General features: G+C 44.7%; 2 protein-coding genes. Both read right to left on the bottom strand.

From position 1 onward, the window contains the following. The coding region (locus tag Q7U33_RS10955) for a metallophosphoesterase (RefSeq protein WP_304860830.1) at window positions 1-744 on the bottom strand (744 nt) is incomplete at its 3' end. Further along, window positions 741-1,399, bottom strand: a 659-nt coding sequence (locus Q7U33_RS10950; protein ID WP_304860828.1) for a metallophosphoesterase, incomplete at its 5' end; no start/stop codon positions are given. The genes Q7U33_RS10955 and Q7U33_RS10950, both read right to left, overlap by 4 nt.

Below are 1,399 nucleotides of genomic sequence, written 5' to 3'. Positions count from 1 at the left end.
AACACCATGCGCACTAAAGCCTAATTTCTCTTCATCTTCCGCATAGTTTTGGCGGATATGATGATGGCCGTGGAAGCTGTATTTAGCTTTCATGCTTTGGGCTAACACATCGATTGCATGAAAGCCGTGATGATGACAACTCGGTGCTTCATGAGTCACTAAGATGTCAGCCTCTTGCCCGTATAAGGTCATCCAGTCATTATGAAAAATGGTGCTCTTATGCGTTAAAGCCTTGCCTGCAATTTCGGGCATCGGTAAATCTGGCATCCAGTCAGTTGCCCTATTTTTTTGATACTGTTTCCAATCATCGGCAATCATGCTTGCCTTCGCCTGTTGGCGGTATAGCTTCCAGCGTTCAGCAAGCAAGCCTTCTGTAACGTACTCTTCATAGCTGCGGTAAACAGGCTCAACCTCCGCGCTTGTCTGCGGATACCAGATAGAAGCACGGAAGATCCCGCCTAAGCCTGCCACCCGTAAACCGTCAATCTTGGTTACCTTGCCGTGTAAATTACGGTCTGCCAATTTCGAGCTAAACAGGTTGTCGTAATCAGCTTTGCTATCCGTATCATGGTTACCGTGGATGAAGTAAACCTCGGTAAGATCTAATACTTTGGCTAACTCTTGCTCAAGCGGTTTCTGTGCCTGCAGATCACCCAAAAAGATGATGGCCGCAGGATTCTCGCGTCGCACGATAGGCAGCACGTGTTTAAAAGAACCGTGTACATCTCCGAACATTAAGATCATGATTTACTCCGATTCAATTTTCCCTTGTGTGTATCCAGAGCACCTTCCTTAATCATATTGCCGTCTATATCACTGACACCTTGTAAACCGACTCCATAAGCACTAAAACCAAATTTTTTATCATGTGACCTGTAGTCAAGCCTGTCATGATGATGCCCGTGGAAGCTTTGTTTTACCTTCATAGCCTGAGCTAAATTATCAACTGCATTATGGCCATATGGGTGGCAGGTAGGCGCTTCATGAGCCACTAAAATGTCCGCTTCCTGACAAAACAAATATTCATAGTCATTATGGAAAATAGAGCCTTTATGTTGCATCAATTGGTTATCAGCCACCTCTTGCAACATCTGATGATAAGCAACCTTAGACTTTATGTGATTCTCGAATTTTTCATAACTGGCATGAACTGGATCTGCGTCGGCAGGCACCGGCCACCAGATTTCTGGACGAAAGATACCTCCCAATCCGGCAACTCGATGACCATCAATTTCTGTAATATGGCCATGCAGGTTACGATCAGCCAAAGCAGAGTTGAACAGGTTGTCATGGTTTATCTTTTTTTCACTATCATGGTTTCCATGGATAAAGTAAACCTCTGTTAGCTCTAATACATTGGCTAGTTCTTGCTCAAGCGGCTTCTCCGCTTCCAAATCAC

The sequence above is a fragment of the Methylotenera sp. genome, from assembly GCF_030653755.1.
GTDB lineage: Bacteria > Pseudomonadota > Gammaproteobacteria > Burkholderiales > Methylophilaceae > Methylotenera.
The sequence above is the reverse complement of the archived record's forward strand: the minus strand, read 5'-3'. Positions and strand labels throughout refer to the sequence as shown.